Source organism: Streptomyces anandii JCM 4720 (genome assembly GCF_014650655.1).
GTDB classification, from domain to species: domain Bacteria; phylum Actinomycetota; class Actinomycetes; order Streptomycetales; family Streptomycetaceae; genus Streptomyces; species Streptomyces anandii.
The window spans coordinates 273691-292532 of record NZ_BMVJ01000004.1 but is presented as its reverse complement, the minus strand read 5'-3'; the positions used below and the strand labels follow the sequence as shown (position 1 = coordinate 292532).

Genomic DNA, 18842 nt, shown 5'->3' with positions numbered 1-18842 from the left:
GATGCCGATGTTGGTCAGCTCCGCCGCCTCCGCGATCGGCAGGAAACCGGCGATGACCGCCGACGCCACCCCGACGATCCACGTCACCCGGGTCGGCACGTGCCGCGTCGGGTGGGTCTTCGCGAACCACTTGGGCAGCAGCCCGTCCCGCGACATCGCGAACCACACCCGGGTCACGCCCAGCATGAACGTGAACATCACCGTGAGGATGCCGATGATCGCGCCCACCGCGATCACGTCCGCCAGCCGGTTCAGGCCCACCGACTTGAACGCCGTGGAGAAGCCGCTCTCCTTGTCGATGTCCTTGTAGTTCTGCATCCCGGTCAGCACCAGGCAGGCCGCCACGTACAGCACCATCGCGATGATCAGCGAGTAGATGATCGCCTTCGGCATGTGCCGCTGGGCGTCCTTGGACTCCTCGGCCGCCGTCGACATCGCGTCGTAGCCGAACACCGCGAAGAACACCGTCGCCGCGCCGGTGAACGCGCCGCCGACCCCGTACGGGAAGAACGGGTGGTAGTTCGCCGTGTTGATGTGGAAGACGCCCACTCCGATCACGAGCAGCACCACCAGCACCTTCAGCACCACCACGAACGTCTCGAAGCGGGCCGCGTTGCGGATGCCCATGTTCAGCAGCCAGGCGATGAGCAGGCACAGGATCGCCGCGAACAGGTCCACCTTGTGCCCGGAGCCGGTGCCGGGCGCGCCCAGCATCCACGCCGGCAGCTTCGCGCCCATGTCCTCGACCAGGAAGCTGAAGTAGCCCGAGATGCCGATCGCGACCACCGCCACGATCGCCGTGTACTCCAGCAGCAGGTCCCAGCCGATGAACCAGCCCGCGAACTCGCCGAGCACCGCGTAGCCGTAGGTGTAGGCCGAGCCCGCCTTCGGGATCAGGCCCGCGAACTCCGCGTACGACAGCGCGGCCGCGGCGCTCGCCACGCCCGCGATCAGGAACGACACCAGTACCGCCGGGCCGGCCGTGCCGTTGGCCACCGTGCCGGCCAGGGTGAAGATGCCCGCGCCGATGATGCCGCCCACACCGATCGCGGTGAGCTGGGTCAGCCCCAGCGACCTCTCCAGCCGCGGGCCCTCGCCGACTTCCGTCTCCTCGATGTGCTCGATGGGTTTGCGGCGGAGAATGCCCTCGCCCATCCGGAGCCCGGCCATGCGCCTCACCTCTTCGCAGACGGCAAACGGCTGACGGCGGATCATGATGGCTCAGCCGCGCCGGGTACGGAAGACGCCACGCACGGACGGCCCCGAGCCGAAGGCAGGCCCGCCGCAGTGGCCTACGGCACTACCACTACCCGCCGCCGCCCCGCGAAACCACCGTCACCCGCCGCCCCGCGGCACCACCGTCACCGGCCGCCCCGCGGCACCACCGTCACCGGCCGCCCCGCGGCACCACCGTCACCGGCCGCGGTCCTGCGGCACCACCGTCACCGGCCGCCGTCACGCACACCACGTCACCGGCGGTGCTACGGCACCACCGTCACCGGCCAGCGCCCCGCCTTCACCAGACGCACCGCCACCGAGCCGATGATCCGGTGCCCGGCCTGCTCGGAGGCGCCCACCACCACCGCGTCCGCCTTCAGTTCGTCCGCGGCCGTCACCAGGCCGTTGTACGGGTCCCCGGGGAAGGTGTGGAACTCCCAGCGGACCTCGAATATCCCCTTCAGCCGCTCCGTCGCCTCCCGGATCTGCTGCACCAGGTCCTCGGCGATCTCGTCGGTCGTCCCGGCCACCGGCGCCCCCAGCGCGGCGCCCGCCGTCATCACCGGCCGTACGTACACGAGCGCGAGCAGCGCACCCTGCCGACGGGCCAGACCGGCGGCGTAGGCGGCGGCCCGCATGGAGGAGTCGGAGCCGTCCACCCCCGCCACGATCACCTTCGGCCCGTCGGTGCCCCGCTCGAACCGGTGCTCGCGCCGCTCGTGCTGCTCGTGCTGTTCCGTCACACCCGCGAGGCTATCGGAAGGCCCCGCCCGCGCCCCCGGCCGGGATCTCCCGACGGGCGCCCCGGGCCCGGTGTTCCTACAGTCGGAACCATGAGCGCCACCCCCTCCAGGCCATGACCGCGATCCCGACGCCACCATGAGCGCCACCGCCCCGCCCAGGGGCACCGCGGAAACCGCCTCCCGGCCACCGGGAAGCGGGTTCCTCGGCCACGTCCCCCAGGGCTTCGCCGTCTTCTTCGGCGCGCTCGGACTGCTGTGCGCGCTGCTGGACCTCATCGCCCCGCTGCGCGTCCTGCTCCGTCCGGTCGTCCGGGGCCTGGACTCCCTCCTGGTCCCGGTCAGCGCCAACCTCGCCTACGCCGTCTTCCTCTTCCTCCTCGCCGGCGCCACCGCCGCCCGCAAGAAGGTCGCCTGGTGGCTGGTCGTGGTCTACCTGGGCCTGGTGCTCCTCGGCGACGTCTTCGGACTCGCCCTCGGCCAGTACGCCGAGTCGCTGCCGTCCTTCGTCCTGTGCGGCATCGCGCTGCTGTTGCTGATCACGGCCCGCGGCGAGTTCTACGCCGCCTCCCGCCGCGGCGCCGTCTGGCGGGCGCTCGCCGTGCTCGTCGGCGGGCTGGCCGCGGCGATCCTCGTCGGCTGGGGGCTGGTCGCGCTCTTCCCGGGCACCCTGCCGCCGGAGCTGCACCTGGCCTGGTCCGCCAACCGGGTGCTCGGCGGCCTCGCCTCCGCCCGCGACTTCGACGGCCGCCCGCCGCGCCCGGTGACCTTCCTGCTCGGCCTGTTCGGCGCGCTCGCCCTGCTCAGCGCCGCCGCCACCCTGTTCCGCTCCCAGCGACTGGAAGCCGCCCTGCACGGCGACGAGGAGGCCCGCATCCGCGCCCTGCTCAAGGCCTACGGCGAGGACGACTCCCTCGGCTACTTCGCCACCCGCCGCGACAAGGCCGTCGTCTTCTCGCCCACCGGCAAGGCCGCCGTCACCTACCGCGTCGAGGCCGGCGTCTGCCTGGCCAGCGGCGACCCCGTGGGCGACCGCGAGGCCTGGCCGCACGCCATCGCCGCCTGGCTCGACGTGGCCCGCCGCTACGCCTGGACGCCCGCCGTGATGGGCGCCTCCGAGGAGGGCGCCCGGGCCTACGTCCGCGCCGGACTCGGCGCCCTCCAGCTCGGCGACGAGGCGATCGTGCACGTGGCCGGATTCGACCTCGACGGCCGGGACATGCGGGTCACCCGGCAGGCCGTGCACCGCGTGCGCCGCACCGGCGCCACCTGCCGCGTGCGCCGCCACGCCACCCTCTCCGACGCGGAGATGGAGGAGGTGGTCGACAAGGCCGACGCCTGGCGCGACACCGAGACCGAACGCGGCTTCTCCATGGCCCTGGACCGCCTCGGCGACCCGGCCGACGGCGACTGCCTCCTCGTCGAGGCCCTCGCCGCCGACGGCCGGCTGCTCGCCCTGCTCTCCTTCGTCCCCTGGGGACAGGGCGGCGTCTCCCTGGACCTCATGCGCCGCGACCGCGCCGCACCCAACGGCGTCATCGAGTTCATGGTCGCCGAACTGTGCGCGGCCGCCCCGCGCCTCGGCGTACGGCGCATCTCGCTGAACTTCGCCGTCTTCCGCTCCGTCTTCGAGGAGGGCGCCCGCATCGGCGCCGGCCCGGTGCTGCGCGCCTGGCGCCGGCTGCTGCTGTTCTTCTCCCGCTGGTGGCAACTGGAGGCCCTGTACCGGTCCAACGCCAAATACCACCCCGAGTGGTACCCCCGCTACATCTGCTATGGCGAGACCGCCTCCCTCGCCCGCATCGGCATCGCCTCCGGCATCGCCGAGGGCTTCGTCTCCGTGCCCTCGCTGCGCAAGCTCTGGGGCAAGGGCCACACCCGGACCGGACCGAGGCCCGCCACCACCGAGGGACTGCCCCCGCTCGACGAACTCGGCCCGGACGCCGGACGCGCCCGGGCCGCCGACCCGCTCGCCGCGCTGCCCGACCAGGTCCGCGTCCGCCACGCCCGGCTCGGCCGGCTGCGCGCGGCCGGCACCGACCCCTACCCGGTCGGCGTCCCCGCCCGCACCCGAGCCCTCGCCGAGGTGCGCGAGGGCGAGGAGGTCACCGTCGCCGGACGGATCATGCTGGTACGCGACTTCGGCGGCATCGTCTTCGCCGTACTGCGGGACTGGTCCGGCGACCACCAGATCGCCCTCACCCGCGACGGACCCGGCCCCGCCCCGGACCGCTTCACCGCCGACACCGACATCGGCGACCACATCACCGTCACCGGCCGGGCCGGCGTCAGCGACAAGGGCGAGCCCACCGTCTTCGTCGCCTCCTGGCAGCTCCTCGCCAAGTGCCTGCGGCCCCTGCCCGACAAGCGCCGGGGGCTGGCCGACCCCGAGGCCAGGGTGCGCATGCGCTACCTCGACCTCGTCGTCAGGCCCGAGGCCCGCGAGGTGCTCCGCGTCCGCTCCGCCGCCGTACAGGCCCTGCGCCGCGGCCTGCAGGACCGCGGCTACCTCGAGGTCGAGACCCCGATGCTCCAGCAGATCCACGGCGGCGCCAACGCCCGCCCCTTCACCACCCACATCAACGCCTACGACCTCGACCTGTACCTGCGCATCGCCCCCGAGCTGTACCTCAAGCGGCTGTGCGTGGGCGGGATGGAGAAGGTCTTCGAGCTGGGCCGCACCTTCCGCAACGAGGGCGTCTCCCACAAGCACAACCCCGAGTTCACCATGCTGGAGGCCTACCAGGCGTACGCCGACTACGACGTGATGCTCGACCTCACCCGCGAACTGGTCCAGGGCGCCGCCACCGCCGCCTTCGGGCGTCCCGTGATCCGCAAGGACGGCGCCGAGTACGACATCTCCGGCCCGTGGCCCGTCACCACCGTGCACGCCGCGATCTCCGAGGCCCTGGGGGAGGAGATCGGCCCCGGCACGGACCTGGACACCCTGCGCCGCCACTGCGACCGAGCCTCGGTGCCGTACACCGCGGACGACACCGCCGGCGAGGTGGTGCTGGAGATGTACGAGCGGCTGGTGGAGGAGCGGACGCGACTGCCCACCTTCTACAAGGACTTCCCCACCGAGGTCTCCCCGCTCACCCGGCAGCACCGCACCGACCCGCGGCTCGCCGAACGTTGGGACCTCGTCGCCTTCGGCACCGAACTCGGCACCGCCTACTCCGAACTGACCGACCCGGTCGAGCAGCGCCGCCGCCTCACCGCCCAGTCCCTGCTCGCCGCCGGCGGCGACCCCGAGGCCATGGAACTCGACGAGGACTTCCTCGACGCCCTCGAATACGCCATGCCCCCCACCGGCGGCCTCGGCCTCGGTGTGGACCGCCTGATCATGTTCCTCACCGGCCTGACCATCCGGGAGACCCTCCCCTTCCCCCTGGTCCGCCACCGCTGAGCGCCTCGCGCCGGCCTGCCACGTGCGGCTGGGCCGGGCGGGTGTTTTCGTGCCGCCGTACCCGTGCCGCGGGGACCGGGCGGTCACTGATGACTCATGAAGAAGGATCAGGATCAGTTGCTCACGCGGCGCCGGGTTCTGCTCGCAGGGGCCGCCGCTCTCGGGGCGGCGGGAGCGGCCGGCACGGCCGGCCTGCTGCTCTCCGGCTCCTCCCACTCCCCGGCACGGCCCGCCCCCGCCGCGGGCCCCCAGGCGCGCACCGCCCTCAAGCCCTCCGCCTACCGGCTCCGGCCGCTGACCGGCGACGCGGCGCCGCCCGCCCAGCCGCTGCCCACCAAGGTGCGGCACGCGCCGATCCTGCGCATGTCCGGCCGGGGCAACACCATGCTGCTCACCTTCGACGACGGCCCCAACCCCGACTACACCCCGCACATCCTGGACACCCTGGCCAAGTACGACATCCGCGCCACCTTCTTCGTGTGCGGGGAGATGGCCGACTGGAACCGGGACCTGCTGGCCCGGATGGCCGACGAGGGCCACGTGGTCGGCAACCACACCTGGACCCACCCGCTGCTGACCCAGCTCAGCCGCGGGGAGATCCGCGACGAGATCGAGAGCACGAGCGACATCATCGAGAAGGCCTACGGCGAGCGGCCCCTGTGGTTCCGCGCCCCCTACGGGGCCTGGAACCGCAACGTCTTCCAGCTCAACGCCGAGATGGGCATGGAGCCGCTGGCCTGGACGGTCGACAGCTTCGACTGGACCACCCCCGGCACCAGCGCCATCATCCGCCGCGTCGAACACGGCGCCGCCCCCGGGGTCGTGGTCCTCCACCACGACGCCGGGGGCGACCGCTCGCAGACCGTCCGCGCCGTACGGACCTATCTGCCGCGCCTGCTCGACGAGGGCTACCGCTTCACGGTGCCGCGCCGGAAATACACCTGACCCGGCCCGCCCGCCCGGCCGGGGACGCGGGCCGGGACCCGCGACGCCTCAGCGGACCTCGACCAGGCGGGCGAAGACGACGACATTCCCCTGATATCCGGTCTGCTTGGTGTAACCGCCGCCGCAGGTGATGACCCGCAGTTCCGGAGTGCCTTTCGAGCCGTACACCCGGTCGCCGGGGAAGCCGTCCTTCTCGAACACCTCCACGCCGTACACCTCGAAGACGGCGGTCTTTCCGTCCTCCCGGTGGATGTCGACGTGATTCCCCTTCTTCAGCGCGCCGAGGCCGTAGAAGACCGCCGGTCCCGCCTTGTTGTCCACGTGCCCGACGACGACGGCGGTCCCCTTTTCCCCGGGCGTCACCGCGCCGTTGAACCAGCCGGCGAGATTCGGATTCTCCGGCGGGGGAGCGGCCACCCAGCCGTCGGAGTCCACACCGACCGGCGTGATGGGCGCGTCCACCTGGATGACGGGGATCCTGACCCGGTCGGGCACCGAGGACGGCAGGGCCCGTACGGTGGCCCCGGCGCTCGGGGACGGCGCGCGGCTGGTGTCCGGCGCGACCGCCTTGGCGGGCTGCGGCGGGCCGACGTCGAACTCCCCGGAACCGTTGCGGATGAGGGCGAGCCCGGAGAGCAGGACGAGCGCTATCACGCCCCAGGGGGCACGCTTGCGCCGAGGCTCCCGCTCCTCCTCGTCGGCCATCATCGGCAGTCGGCTCGCAGACATTCGCATTTCCCCTCTCGACGCGGCCGTCGCCCCGTCAATTCGCGCATACGGCAACGCTAAGCCGGGTGCACGCGACCGGCGACGGGGCAGCAGCGAACGGGTGGCCCGGCACTTTTCGGTGCGCCATCCGAGGCGACCGGGACGGTATTGATCCGAATTGATCTGACGGACCGTGACCTGCGGGGACTTTTCGAAGGGGTGAAGGCACTCGGAGGCATTCGGCGTGCGCGCTCACCGGTACGGGCGAGCGCCGAAATGCGCGCAGGTCAAGCGCATCCGAGGGTTTTTCCGGGAGGTGCTTTCTCGCCGATCGACCGGGTACGGGTCCCCGGGGCGCCTTCCGCGGAGGATCACATGCGTACTGCTCGTACCCCTGTGGCGGTTGTGGTCGCGGCGTTCGCCACCGTCGGGTTCGCCGCGCCGGCGGCCGTCGCCAAGGGCGGGGACTCCCCAGGCGTCACATGGGACGTCGGGCCCGGCGGCCTCGGCAACGGCCAGTTCCCGGTGGGTCCCGGGAACGGGCTGGGCAACGGCCAGTTCCCGGGCGGACCCGGCGTCGGCGGAGTCGGAGGGTTCGGCGGGCTCGGCGGGAACGGCCAGTTCCCGGGCGGCGTCGGCAACGGCCAGTTCCCGGGCGGTCCCGGGATCGGCCCCGGGGGCGGTTTCGGCAACGGCGCCGGCAACGGCCAGTTCCCGGGCGGTCCCGGCATCGGCCCCGGAGGCGGACTCGGCAACGGCATCGGCCAGTACCCGGGCGGCCCGGGGAACGGCGAGGTCGGCGGAATCGGTGGGATCGGTGGCGTCGGTGGCGTCGGCGGTATCGGGGGCAACCTTCCGGGTGAGGGCCACGGCGGCGTGCCGGGCGGCATCCGCGACATCGTGGTCGCGCCGAACGTGATCGCCCGCGGCGGGCGGTTGAGCGTCGCGGTCAACGGCTGCCGCACCGGCGGCAACGCGTCCTCGCCGGCCTTCTCGACCATCCCGCTGCGGCCGGTGGGCGGCGAGGTGGCGCGGGGCATCGCGACGGTACGCCCGGACGCCCGCCCGGGGTCGTACGAGGTCAGGGTCAACTGCGGCGGCCGGACACTGGTCCGGCCGAACGCCTTCACCGTCGTCGGCGGTGTGCGCGGGGGTGTCGGCGGCGGCACCACGACCGGCGCCACCCGAGCCGACATGGCCATCGGCGGCGGCCTGGTCGCCGCAGGCGTCCTCGGCGGCGCCACGGTCTGGCTCCGCCGCCGCTCAACGGGCCGCCGCATCTAGCGGCCTCCCCAACACCCCCAGGGTCCGGTCCTCTGCCCAACAGAGTGCCGGACCCTTCCGCGCGCCGCTGCCGGTGAGCCGGTGGCCCGGTGGCCCGGTGGCCCGGTGGCCCGGTACGCCGCGTGCCGCGTCGCCGCGTGCCCGCATGCGGGGCATCTGCGGGCCCGCGTCTGTATCCGGGCACCTGCGGGCCTGCGTCTGCGCGCCGGGCACCCGCGCGCCGTCGCGCCGTGTGTCAGCGGCCCCGGCGACAGATACGCCTGCGCCGTGCACTTGCCCGCCTCACGCAGCCTGAGGAGCCCTGGGCGCCGCGTGCCGCGTGCCGCCCGCCGCGCGCCCACGCGCCCCGCGCCCGGGCTCGGGTGGGTGTGTTCGTGACCGGGACAGGACTTCGCCCCGGACTTGGGGGGTCCGGGGCGAAGTCTGGGTGGTGCTGTGGCGTCAGGCGACGCTCTCCTCGCCGGTGCGGCGGCGTGACAAGTAGTACGCCGCGCCGACCGAGCCGGCGATGAGCGCGGTGCCCATGCCGATCTCCTTGAGGTCGAAGCCGGCGATGGTGCCGCCCTCGCCCGCGCGGACGCCGTGCTGGAAGTGCTCCGGCTTGCGCCCGTCGCCGCCGCCGGAGCGGCCCTCGTCGTCGCCGTCCTCGGAGCGGCTGTCGCCGCCCCCGCCACCGCGGCTGCCGCGGTCCTCGTCTCCGCCGCCCCCACCGGAGCGGCCGCTGCCACCCCCGTCGTCGGAGCGGCTGTCGCCGCCTCCGCCGCCGTAGGAGTGGCTGCTGCTGTCGCTGCCGTAGGAGTGGCTGTCACCGCCGCCGGTGGCGAAGGCGGCCGGAGCGGAGAAGGTGAGGGCGCAGGCGCCCAGCAGTGCGGCCGAAACGACGCGTATTACGCGCATGATGGATCCTCCGGGTCCCCGAGGAGCAGCTGCGGACCTTTTCCGCTTGTGCCGGAAATGCACCTCGATGATCAAAACGCTAAGAAGGTGTGGACTCCGGCGCGATCGCACTCGGGCGAACGGGGCAACGATGTGGGCCGCACAGGGGACGCGTTCCTGCGCCCGGGGGACGACGGACCCGGCCACGGGACTTGAGTGGCCGTCAGCCCCGCAGGTGCGGGAACAGGTCGAGGAAGGGTCCGGCGGACGCCGACACCCCCCGGCTGTACGGGGCGTCGAAGTCCCAGATCAGGAACAGCAGGAAGGCGATCAGCGCGGAGAACAGCCCGGCGAGCACCAGCTCCCTCGCCGTACGCCGGATCTGCAGCGCGAACACCATCCCGATGGTGACCACGGCCCCGGCGATCAGCCCGAACCAGACCACGCCCGGCATGGTCGCCCCCGTGGAGTCGGCGCGGGCCGCGCGGGCCTGGTCGGCGGCCGCCACCTGGTCCACGAGCGGCTGGTAGGCCTGCGCCTCGTAGTCCGACCCGGGCCGGTAGTCGGTCACGTCGGCGCGGACCCGCTCGAGCATCCGGTCGCCCTCCTCGGTGACCCGGCCCCGCTCGGCCATCGTCTTCCACTCGGTGGTGACGACGTGTCCGACATAGGCGTTGACATCGGAGCGAATCCGGTCACGGACGTCGGGCGGGTAGACCCGCACCCGCTCGGAGACCTCGTGCAGCGCCTGCGCCTCCGCCTGCACGTGGTCCTGGGCGGCGACGCGCGCCTCCCAGACCCCGGCGATGGCGAGGCCCAGCACGATGGCGTACACGACGCCGATCCACATCGTCATGTACTCGATGACGTCCGGCGTCTCGCTGGGGTCGTCGTCCTCGGCCGCGGTGCGGTGGCGCAGGAAGGTGATGAGGACCACCACGACGCAGGCGGCCAGCATCGCGAGGGTGAGAACAAGCCATTCCGACAACGGTTCCTCCAGGAGTCAGCGCGGACGGAGCGCGGCGACGGCGGCCAGCGCGGGCACCGCGATGAGCAGGACGTAGGTGAGGGGCGACGGCCCGTGCCGCGGCGTGGGGCGGTGCGGCAGCGGGTGGTACTTCGGATACGTCACCGGCGTCACCGAGGGCCGGGGCCGGGGGCGGGGCGTGGGGGCGGGCCTGGGGGTGGGCGGAGGCGGCGGAGGGGGAGCCGGGCGGGCCCGCGGAGGCGCGGGCCGGGGCGGGGGCACGGGCGCGGGCCCGGGCTTCGGCGGCGGCGCCGGCCGCACGGACGGCTTCGGCGCGGGCGGGGGCGGCGGAGGGGGAGTCGGCGTCGGCGTCGGCGTCGGTGTGGGGGTGGGGCTGGGACTCGGGCTCGGGAGGGGCGGGCTGGGCGGCGGTGTCGGCTGCGGGCACGGTGGCGGCAGGGAGGGCCAGGAGCCCACGTCGCCGGCCACCGCCACCGCCACCGTTCCGTCCGGGCCCGTCGAGGCGTAGGCGCAGGCGTCGGCCATGGCGGGCGCGGCCGGCCAGCCCACGCACGTCCAGGCCAGCGTCACCGGCGCCAACACCCTCAGCACCAGGGCGAATCGGATCGGTTCGGGTCGATGCACGACCGAGATCATGATCCGTGCCGGACCGGGGCACGCCACGGCGGCGGGGGGATTGGCCCGAAGGAAGGACGAGTGGGTGCGGGAGGTTTGGGACGGGGGTCCGGGTGAGGCCCCGGATGGGCACGCCTGTACGGCGGTGGCGGAAAACCTGTCACAGGCTTCGGAAAGAAAATCCCGGTGCCGTTGAACACAACCGCCACTCCCATGCGTACCCAGTGTCGTGCGGCGGCGCAGCAGGGCGCTGCAACACCCTTGGGATCATGGGGAGTTGACGATGAACACCTCCTGGCGGAGCGCCTCGCTCGTGGCGACGGCCGCTGCCGTACTGGCGTTGACGACGGCGTGCGGGCAGGAAAGCACCCCGTCGGCGGGCAGCCAGAACGTGGGTGCCACCGCCCCGGCCGGCGGCTTCGGCGGCACGGGCGCCAACGCCGGCACCCAGACCGGCACGGGTGCCGGCAACGGTTACGGCGCCGACGGCCAGCAGGGCTCCGCGGGCGCGAAGGCCGCAGGTCAGCTCACCGTCTCCAGCAACGCCGAACTGGGCAAGGTGCTGACGGACAGCGCGGGGATGACGCTGTACCGCTTCGACCAGGACACCGCCGAGCCCCCCAAGTCCAACTGCGACGGCGACTGCGCCAAGGCCTGGCCGCCGGTGCCCGCGAACGACGCCACCGCCGGCGCCGGCCTCGACAAGGCCCTGCTCGGCGAGGTCACCCGCGCCGACGGCACCAAGCAGCTGACGATCGCCGGCTGGCCCGCCTACCGCTACGCCAAGGACGCCAAGGCCGGCGACACCACCGGCCAGGGCGTGGGCGGCAAGTGGTACGCGCTGGCGCCCAACGGCAAGAAGGCCTCACTGGCGAGCCTGCCGGGCCTGTCGGTGAAGAAGACCGAACTGGGCGACGTCGTGGTCGACAAGAACGGCATGACGGTCTACCGGTTCCTCAAGGACAAGGCGTGGCCGAAGTCGGTCTCCGCCTGCACCGGCGCCTGCCTGGAGAAGTGGCCGGCGGTGGCCCCCGTGCCCGCGAACGAGACCAAGGGCGTGGCCAAGAAGGGCCTGATGGGCTTCACCCGGCCGGACGGCGTCAAGCAGATGACCGTCAACTGCTGGCCGATCTACACCTTCTCCGGGGACAAGGTGCCCGGTGACATCAACGGCCAGGGCGTCGGCGGCACCTGGTACGCCGTCTCGCCCGACGGAAAGCCGGTCGGCGCGCCGAAGTAGACGATCACCTCCCCCAGGAGACCGGACCGCCCCCTCCGCACCGCACGGAGGGGGCGGTTCGCCGTGCGCGCACACCGGCGCAATCCGCCCCTGATGCGGGCGCACGGGACAGAAGAGCCGCGCAGGTGGTGACCGGGAACGGATGGTCAATTTCCGTTTCCGCTCGCCCCGTTGGCGGGCGATCAGTAGCCTCGGCTCGAACACCGGATCGCCTATGCCTTGGAGAGAAGATGGAGCGCCCCGCTTGGGCCCCGCGGAGTATCGACATCTCAGTGCCGAGCGTCGCTCGTATCTACGACTACTACCTGGGCGGATCGCACAACTTCGAGGTCGACCGGGAAGCCGCCCGCAAGGCCATGGAGTTCATGCCGGGGCTGCCCAAGATCATGCAGGCGAACCGGGCGTTCATGCGCCGCGCGGTGCGCTACGCCCTGGACGAGGGCATCACCCAGTTCATCGACATCGGCTCGGGCATCCCCACCTTCGGCAACGTCCACGAGGTGGCGCAGTCGGCCGACTCCGGCGCCCGCGTGCTCTACGTCGACCACGACCCGGTGGCGGTCACCCACAGCCAGGCCGTCCTGGCCGGAAACGACGACGCGGACGTGCTCGCGGCCGACCTCCGCAAGCCCCACGAGATCCTCGAGAGCCCCCGGTTGCGGCGGCTGATCGACCTGAATCGGCCAGTCGCGCTGCTTCTCGTTGCCATACTGCACTTCGTGGAAGACGCGGACGACCCCTACGGTGCGGTGGCCGAACTGCGCGACGCGCTCGCGCCGGGCAGCCTGCTCGTCCTCACGCACGCCTCCTACGAGGGCATCCCGCTTCCACCGGAGCGCAGCGAGGGAGCGGTCGACGTGTACAAGGACATTCGGAATCCGCTGATCATGCGCTCGCGCGAGGAGATCACGCGGTTCTTCGAGGGGTGCGACATGGTGGAGCCGGGAGTGGTGCCGCCGCCGCTGTGGCGGCCGCAGACGGCGCCGGAGGACGAGGATCCCTACGCCTTCTCCGGCTTCGCGGGCGTGGGGCGTACGGCGTGAGCGCGGAGCCGGACGGGCCGGAGGACAGACTGCGCCGGCTGACGACCATCTGGAGCCGCGCGGTCTTCCCCGTCACCTCCACGTCGCTGACCCGCCCGGAGTTCGAGGAGCGGCTGCTGCCGCTGGCCCGCCTGCTGAGCGACGCGCTGCGGGCGAGGACCTTCGACGCGGGCGCCGGCGAGGCGGCCGGCGCCGGTCTCGTGGCCGCCCACTGCACCGCCCCCGAGGCGCTCAGCCGCTCCCTGGACTGCGTGGACGCCTACCTCGTGCTCTACTGCGGCGAGGGCGGCGACCAGGAGGATCTGCGGGCCCGTTCGGCGCGGCTGCAGCACGCGATGGCCGCCGGGTTCGCGCGGGCGCTGCGGGAACGCACCCTCGCCGAGCAGGAGGCGATCGCCCAGGCCGCGCTGCGCGCGCAGGGCGTCGTCGCGCAGGCCCTGCACGCGAGCGAGGCCCGCTTCCGGGCGGTGTTCGAAGGCGCGGCCATAGGCATCGGCATCGCCGACCTGGACGGCAACATCCTCCAGGTCAACGGGGCGCTGCTGCGCATGTTCGGCGGCTCCGAGCAGGGCATGCGCGGCCGCAACGTACGCGACTGGACGCACCCCGAGGACGCCCCGCAGGTCTGGCGCCTGTACGAGGAACTGGTGTGCGGCGAACGCGAGCACTACCACGTGGAGAAGGCCTTCTACCGGCCCGACGGCACGGCCCTGTGGACCAACCTGACCGTCTCCCTGCTGCGGGACGCCGACGGCCGGCCCCAGTACCAGCTCGCCCTCATGGAGGACACCACCGAGCGGCGGCTGCTCAACCTCCGGCTGCGCTACGAGGCCACCCACGACGCCCTCACCGGGCTGCCCAACCGGACGCTGTTCTTCGAGCGGCTGGAAAAGACCCTCAACGCGGGCGAGGGCCAGCGCTTCGGGCTGTGCTACCTCGACCTCGACGGCTTCAAGACCATCAACGACAGCCTCGGGCACGCGGCCGGCGACCGGCTGCTCGTCGAGGTCGCCGACCGGCTCCAGGCCTGCGCGACCGCCCCCGGCGAGATGGTGGCCCGGCTAGGCGGCGACGAGTTCGTGGCGCTGACCACCGGTCCCGACACCCAGCGCGAGGTCGACGAGCTGGCCGCGCGCATCCTGAACGCGCTCGTCGCGCCGATCCGCATCGAGGGCCGGGAGCTGACGGTGCGCGGCAGCATAGGCGTGGTCGAGGGGCCGGTGGGGGAGCGCAGCGCGGCCGAGGTGCTGCGCAGCGCCGACATCACCATGTACCGGGCCAAGTCGGCGGGCGGCAACCGCTTCGAGCTCGCCGACCCGGAGGCCGACGCCCGCGCCATCACCCGGCACGGACTGACCACCGCGCTGCCGACGGCCCTGGACCGGGGCGAGTTCTTCATCGAGTACCAGCCGCTCGTGCACCTCGGCGACGGCAGCGTGCGGGGCGCGGAGGCGCTGGTGCGCTGGCTGCATCCGCAGCACGGCGTCCTCGGCCCCGACCGGTTCATCCCGCTGGCCGAACACACCGGTCTCATCGTCCCGTTGGGCCGCTGGGTGATGGAGCAGTCGGTGCGGCAGGCCCGCGAGTGGCGCGAGCGGCACGACGTCGCCGGGCCGCTGCGCATCAACGTCAACCTCTCGCCGTGCCAGCTGCACCACCCCGGCCTCGTCCAGGACACCGTGGAGATCCTGGAGCGCACGGGCGTCACGCCGGACGCGCTGTGCCTGGAGGTGACCGAGTCGGCGCTGATCGGCGCGGACGACGACCTGCTCAAACCGCTGCGCCGGCTGGCCGAGATGGGCGTCGACATCGCCCTGGACGACTTCGGCACCGGCTACTCCAACCTCGCCAATCTTCGCCGGCTGCCGGTGAGCGTGCTCAAGCTGGACCGCTCCTTCACCCGGGGCATGCAGCAGTTCCCCGCCGACCCCGTCGACCTCAAGATCGTCGAGGGGATCGTCGCCCTCGCCCACAGCCTGGACCTCGCGGTCACCGTGGAAGGCGTCGAGACCGGCGCCCAGGCCGAACAACTGCGCATACTGGGCTGCGACACGGCCCAGGGCTGGTACTACGCCCGCCCGGGCCCCCCGGAACGCCTGCACGAACTGGCCCTGGTGGACGCGGCGGGCTGACACGGCGGCGGGCACGGTGCCGGCCGGGGCCCCGGCCCCGGTCCGCGTCCGGAAAGCGCCAGGTCTCGGCCTCGCTCCGCGCCCGGGAGGCGTCAGGTCTCGGCCTCGGTCATGGCGGCGCGGACCAGGGCGGCCGTGGCGGTGGAGCGTGACTGCTGGGGCCAGGCGATGGAGAGGGTGACGGGCGGGGCGTCCAGGACCTCCCGGTAGACGACGCCGGGGCGGGGGTAACGGTCCGCCACGGAGGCGGGCAGTACGGGGACGGTGTCGCCCAGTCCCACGAGCGTGAGCAACTGCGCGAGGTCGCGTCCCTTGCCGCGTATCCCGTCGACGTAACCGTCGAGTTCCTCCGGCCGCAGGCCGAGATCGGCGAGGACCAGGGACTCCCGGGCGGCGAGCGGGTGGTCCGCGGCGAGCGCCGCCACGCGGGGTTCGGTCACGAGCGTCTCGGAGTCCAGGCCGGTTCGGTCGAACGGCTCGTGGACCAGGGCCGCGTCCGCCTCGCCCCGGCGCAGCAGCCGGGGCTGTTCGCGCCAGCCGCACAGGTGGACGGTGACCGGGACGGCGGCGGGGTCGGCGGCGTAGCGCTTCAGCAGGGGCTCCAGCAGTCCGGCGTCGCCGTCGGCCTTCATGGCGAGGATCAGCTTCGTCCCGGGATCGGCCGCCCGGCGCGCGCGTTGTCCGGCGGCCTCGAGGGCGTCCAGGGCGATCCGGGCCTGGGCGAGCAGCACCTCGCCGGCGGCCGTCAGGGTCACACTGTGCGTGGTCCGCTCGAACAGTGTGACGCCGAGGTCCGTCTCCAGCCGGCGGATCGCGCGGGACAGCGGCGGCGGGGAGATGCCCAGCCGCCCGGCGGCGCGGGCGAAGTTGAGCTCTTCGGCGACGGCGACGAAGTAGCGCAGTGGGCGGGATTCCACGGTGTCCCCCAGCGGTGGTCGGTATTGCTCTCAGGGTAACGAGCACGAGCGGACCGGTCCTTCAGTTCCGTCCGCCAGGGCCGCAGGATCGAGGCGTCCACTCGTATCTCTCCTTGAACTGGAGTCTCTTACGTGATCGTCGTGACCACGCCCACCGGTCAGATCGGCGGGCAGTTGCTCGACCTCCTTCTCGACGCCCCGGACGCGGCGGGCCGCCTCCGGGTGATCGCCCGCGAGCCCGCCCGCCTGTCCCGGCGGGCGCGCGAGGAAGCGGAGGTGTTCCAGGGCTCGCACGCCGACCCCGGGGTCCTCGCCGCGGCCTGCGCGGACGCCGACCGTGTGTTCTGGCTGGTGCCTCCGTCGCCGGGGGTCGACAGTGTGGAGAGGCACTTCGGCGCCTTCACCGACGCGCTGTGCGAGGTGATCGGGGCGGGGAGCGTACGGCGGGTGGTCGCCGTCTCCACGCTGGGCCGGGGCGTGGCGAAGAACGCCGGGCAGATCTCGGCGTCGCTGGCCATGGACGACCGGATCTCGGCGACGGGCGTGCACTACCGCGCGCTGTGCCCGCCCTTCCTCATGGAGAACCTGCTCGGCCAGGCCGGGACGATCCGCGACCGGGGCGAGTTCCGTCTGACGATGACCGGGGACCGGGTCCTGCGCACCTGCGCCACCCGTGACATCGCCGCCACCGCGGCCCGGCTGCTCCTCGACGACTCCTGGACCGGCCAGGGCGACGTACCCACGGTCGGGCCCGACGCGCAGACCACCGAAGGCATGGCCGAGGTGATCTCCGAGGTGCTGGGACGACCGGTGCGGGTCCGGTGGACCTCCCCCGAGGACTACGCCACCGCGCTCCGCGCCCACGGCGCCTCGGAGGCCTGGGCCGAGGGCCTGGCCGACATGACGAGGGCCCTGGAGGAACAGGACTTCTACGGCCTCGACGCCCACCCCACCCCGACCACGGCCCCCACGGACTTCCACACCTGGTGCGAGCAGGTCCTACGCCCGGCCGTCACACCCTGACCCCACGGTCCCGGGGCCGGCGCGGCCGGGTCACCCCGGAAGCCCGCGCCCGCCCCGGCCCTGCGCACCCCCGCCCCGCGCGGCTGCGCCGGCTACGGGCTGGGCGCGGAAGCCCGCGCGCTGTGACCCCGCGGTCCCGTGTCCGCGCGGCTGCGTCGGCGACCGGACCGACACGGAAGCCCGCGGCCGCCCTGGCCCTGCGGGCCCGCACCCGCGCGGCTGCGCCGGCGACCGGCTCGGCGCGGAAGCCCGCGCGCGCTGTGACGCGGTCCCGTGCCCGCGCGGCTGCGCTAGCGGTTGGGCCGCCTCGGAAGCCCTCGCCCTGCGCGCTGCGCCGGCGGTCGGGTCGGTGCGGAAGTCCGCGCGTGCTCTGGCCCTGCGGTCCCGTGCCCGCGCGGCCTCGTCGGCGACCCGGCGCGCGTGGCGGCGCCGACGACCGGGTCGGCGTGGAGGCCCGCGCGCTCCGGCGGCGGTCGGGTCGGTGCGGAAGTCCGCGCGCGCCGTGACCCCACGGGCCCGTGCCCGCGCGGCCTCGCCGGCGGCCGGCCGCCGCGGAAGCCCGCGACCGCCGCGAGCCAGTACGGCACGCGCGCCGGGCATCGCCCAGGCGTGTGCCCGCTCCAGCACCACGCCCCCCGCCGCGGTGGTTCCCTCGGCCGGGCGGCGGGGAGCGGGGTGCGGCGCCCGGTACGCACCGACGCCGGTGCGGCGAGCAGCGCCGGGAGGCGCCTGCCCCCGAGTCGCCGGACGACCTGGGGACCGTCGCCCCTCGGCGGCACCGGCGGCACCGGCGGCACCGGCGGGCCCGGCGGGCCCGGCCGCAGCGGCCGCAACCGCGGCACCGGCTGCGTCGGCTGCACCCCGGGCCGGCCGCGCCCCGGCACCGGCCGCACCCCCCGCACCGGCCGCACCCCCGCACCGGCCGCACCGACGGCCGAGCCGTGGCCGGAAACAACCGGTCACCACGGCTTGGCCGCTGACGGCGGTGGCGGGATCGCGGGGTCGGTCTCCCGGGAGGGGCGGGCTGTGGCGGGGTCGTGGGGTCGCTCTCCCGGGAGCGGCGTGTGGTGCGGGGGCACGAGATCGCTCTTCCTGGGGCGACGTGCGGTGCGGGGGCACGATATCGCTCTTCCTGGGGCGACGTGCGGTGCGGGGGCACGATATCGCTCTCCCCGGGGCGACGTGCGGTGCGGGGTCGCGAGGTCGCCCTCCCGGGCAAGGCTGCGGTGGCGGGCCTGCCCTCTCCACCCGGCAGGGTCGTGCGGTGGCGGGCCTGCGCCCCCGACGGGGCGTGCGGTGGCGACCTCCCCTCCCTCCCGGAGGAGACCGTGGCGGTCCGCCTAGCGTTCCAGCAGCATTCGCTGGAGTTCGCGGGCCGCCCTGGGTGGTGCCACGTCGCTGCGATGGGCCAGGGCGATGGTGCGGTGGAGGCCCGGGCGGGCCAGGGGAGTCACGCGCAGGCCGCGGCCCGACCGGGTGGCGACCATGCGGGGAACGACGGCGACGCCGAGCCCCGCCCGGACGAAGCCCAGCACCGCGTCCATCTCGCCGCCCTCCACCGCGAGGTCGGGTTCGAAGCCCTCGGCGCGGCACGCGGCGACGGTCAGCTCCCGCAGGTCGTAGCCGTGCCGGAACATCACCAGGCGCTCGCCCTCCAGGTCCGCCACGCACACCGTGCGCCGGCCCGGACCACCCGGCGCCGGC

General features: G+C 73.8%; 15 protein-coding genes. 7 read left to right on the top strand and 8 right to left on the bottom strand.

What is annotated here, in order from left to right:
* Both IE249_RS09995 and IE249_RS09990 read right to left on the bottom strand, forming a co-directional pair.
* Positions 1-1170, bottom strand: a 1170-nt coding sequence (locus IE249_RS09995; protein ID WP_229857990.1) for an amino acid permease, incomplete at its 3' end; no start/stop codon positions are given.
* A 311-nt stretch (positions 1171-1481) separates the two neighbouring features.
* Positions 1482-1961 carry a universal stress protein gene (locus IE249_RS09990; RefSeq protein WP_189704411.1) on the bottom strand — a complete coding sequence of 160 codons (480 nt, stop codon included), beginning with the start codon at positions 1959-1961 and terminating at the stop codon, positions 1482-1484.
* Between the two features lie 136 nt (positions 1962-2097).
* Between IE249_RS09990 and lysX the strand changes: the two genes are divergently transcribed.
* Together lysX and IE249_RS09980 are read left to right on the top strand one after the other, a co-directional pair.
* The gene (gene lysX / locus IE249_RS09985; protein WP_189704410.1) at positions 2098-5367 is read left to right on the top strand and encodes a bifunctional lysylphosphatidylglycerol synthetase/lysine--tRNA ligase LysX; all 3270 of its coding nucleotides are present in this window, start codon (positions 2098-2100) and stop codon (positions 5365-5367) included.
* 96 nt (positions 5368-5463) lie between these two features.
* On the top strand, positions 5464-6312 hold the full coding sequence (locus IE249_RS09980) for a polysaccharide deacetylase family protein (RefSeq protein ID WP_189704409.1): 849 nt from the start codon (positions 5464-5466) through the stop codon (positions 6310-6312).
* 48 nt (positions 6313-6360) lie between these two features.
* Here the strand turns inward: IE249_RS09980 and IE249_RS09975 are convergent, their stop codons facing one another.
* Entirely contained in the window at positions 6361-7041 is a 681-nt protein-coding gene (locus IE249_RS09975) for a class F sortase (RefSeq protein ID WP_189704408.1), read from the bottom strand.
* A 354-nt stretch (positions 7042-7395) separates the two neighbouring features.
* On the opposite strand from IE249_RS09975, the gene IE249_RS36815 reads away from it, so the two are divergent.
* The gene (locus IE249_RS36815; protein WP_229857987.1) at positions 7396-8304 is read left to right on the top strand and encodes a hypothetical protein; all 909 of its coding nucleotides are present in this window, start codon (positions 7396-7398) and stop codon (positions 8302-8304) included.
* A 441-nt stretch (positions 8305-8745) separates the two neighbouring features.
* On the opposite strand, the gene IE249_RS09965 is transcribed toward IE249_RS36815, so the two are convergent.
* From IE249_RS09965 to IE249_RS39715, 3 genes are all read right to left on the bottom strand, one after another.
* Entirely contained in the window at positions 8746-9201 is a 456-nt protein-coding gene (locus tag IE249_RS09965) for a hypothetical protein (protein ID WP_189704407.1), read from the bottom strand.
* 202 nt (positions 9202-9403) lie between these two features.
* Positions 9404-10168 carry a bestrophin-like domain gene (locus IE249_RS09960; protein WP_189704406.1) on the bottom strand — a complete coding sequence of 255 codons (765 nt, stop codon included), beginning with the start codon at positions 10166-10168 and terminating at the stop codon, positions 9404-9406.
* Between the two features lie 15 nt (positions 10169-10183).
* Positions 10184-10312: a hypothetical protein gene (locus IE249_RS39715; protein WP_268249677.1), complete on the bottom strand. Its 129-nt coding sequence runs from the start codon at positions 10310-10312 to the stop codon at positions 10184-10186.
* Positions 10313-11066: 754 nt separating this feature from the next.
* Here IE249_RS39715 and IE249_RS09950 point away from each other — a divergent pair.
* The 3 genes from IE249_RS09950 to IE249_RS09940 all read left to right on the top strand — a co-directional run bounded on the left by IE249_RS09950 (position 11067) and on the right by IE249_RS09940 (position 15198).
* Positions 11067-12023 (top strand): SCO0930 family lipoprotein, encoded by a 957-nt coding sequence (locus IE249_RS09950; protein WP_189704404.1) that lies wholly within the window; start codon positions 11067-11069, stop codon positions 12021-12023.
* A 230-nt stretch (positions 12024-12253) separates the two neighbouring features.
* Positions 12254-13066, top strand: coding sequence for an SAM-dependent methyltransferase (locus tag IE249_RS09945; protein ID WP_189704403.1), 813 nt, complete (start codon positions 12254-12256; stop codon positions 13064-13066).
* The gene (locus tag IE249_RS09940) at positions 13063-15198 is read left to right on the top strand and encodes a putative bifunctional diguanylate cyclase/phosphodiesterase (RefSeq protein ID WP_189704402.1); all 2136 of its coding nucleotides are present in this window, start codon (positions 13063-13065) and stop codon (positions 15196-15198) included. The genes IE249_RS09945 and IE249_RS09940 overlap by 4 nt, the downstream gene beginning before the upstream one ends.
* Positions 15199-15290: 92 nt before the next feature.
* On the opposite strand, the gene IE249_RS09935 is transcribed toward IE249_RS09940, so the two are convergent.
* The gene (locus tag IE249_RS09935; protein ID WP_189704401.1) at positions 15291-16115 is read right to left on the bottom strand and encodes a LysR family transcriptional regulator; all 825 of its coding nucleotides are present in this window, start codon (positions 16113-16115) and stop codon (positions 15291-15293) included.
* 132 nt (positions 16116-16247) lie between these two features.
* Between IE249_RS09935 and IE249_RS09930 the strand changes: the two genes are divergently transcribed.
* Positions 16248-17138, top strand: a complete 891-nt coding sequence (locus IE249_RS09930; RefSeq protein ID WP_189704400.1) for an NAD(P)H-binding protein — start codon at positions 16248-16250, stop codon at positions 17136-17138.
* 1340 nt (positions 17139-18478) lie between these two features.
* Here the strand turns inward: IE249_RS09930 and IE249_RS36805 are convergent.
* A partial coding sequence (locus IE249_RS36805) for a LysR substrate-binding domain-containing protein (RefSeq protein ID WP_229857986.1) occupies positions 18479-18842 on the bottom strand: 364 nt, incomplete at its 5' end.

What these genes read in the sequence shown, in the direction of transcription:
- IE249_RS09980 (WP_189704409.1), top strand. Translation starts at nt 5,464, where the DNA reads ATGAAGAAGGATCAGGATCAGTTGCTCACGCGGCGCCGGGTTCTGCTC.
- IE249_RS09975 (WP_189704408.1), bottom strand. Translation starts at nt 7,041, where the DNA reads ATGTCTGCGAGCCGACTGCCGATGATGGCCGACGAGGAGGAGCGGGAG.
- IE249_RS09945 (WP_189704403.1), top strand. Translation starts at nt 12,254, where the DNA reads ATGGAGCGCCCCGCTTGGGCCCCGCGGAGTATCGACATCTCAGTGCCG.
- lysX (WP_189704410.1), top strand. Translation starts at nt 2,098, where the DNA reads ATGAGCGCCACCGCCCCGCCCAGGGGCACCGCGGAAACCGCCTCCCGG.
- IE249_RS09965 (WP_189704407.1), bottom strand. Translation starts at nt 9,201, where the DNA reads ATGCGCGTAATACGCGTCGTTTCGGCCGCACTGCTGGGCGCCTGCGCC.
- IE249_RS09950 (WP_189704404.1), top strand. Translation starts at nt 11,067, where the DNA reads ATGAACACCTCCTGGCGGAGCGCCTCGCTCGTGGCGACGGCCGCTGCC.
- IE249_RS36815 (WP_229857987.1), top strand. Translation starts at nt 7,396, where the DNA reads ATGCGTACTGCTCGTACCCCTGTGGCGGTTGTGGTCGCGGCGTTCGCC.